Origin of the sequence: Acinetobacter sp. Ver3 (assembly GCF_000632455.1) — a bacterium.
Classification (GTDB): Bacteria; Pseudomonadota; Gammaproteobacteria; order Pseudomonadales; family Moraxellaceae; genus Acinetobacter.
In genome coordinates, this window is sequence record NZ_JFYL01000194.1 from 1 (window position 1) to 418 (window position 418).

The following is a 418-nucleotide window of genomic DNA, read 5'->3' on the forward strand; positions in this document are numbered from 1 at the left end:
CTCTGTACACGACAAATTTCACAGAACTCTTATCCTATCAGGCATCTGCCTTCTTAAAATTGCCAGAATTTCCTTAAACTCTTCTTTTTTCCCAACACCAATTAAACGCTGAATCGCCATTTGAACATAGTCTAAACCATAGCGAAATAAACTCATTGAGAGTCGTCCATGCTTCTTTATTTTTATCGCTTTTTTTTGATCATGTTGCCATTCACCCGTTAAGTAGCACCAACAGAAGCTTATAGCTAAGACCGCAATCAATTTTTTCACTCGTCTAGGGTCTGTCAAGCGCGTATTTTCAAGATTGAATCCTCGTCCTTTGAGACAACTGAATAAGGTTTCAATTTCCCAGCGTAATGCATAATCCTGAATAGCATTGGCATTAAACTGAGGAGAAACGACGAGTAAAAGCTCTCCA

1 protein-coding gene is annotated in these 418 nt (G+C 38.8%); it reads right to left on the minus strand.

The genetic code is table 11. From position 1 onward, the window contains the following. Positions 1-18: 18 nt before the first annotated feature. The coding region (locus CL42_RS16335) for a transposase (protein ID WP_035271132.1) at positions 19-418 on the minus strand (400 nt) is incomplete at its 5' end.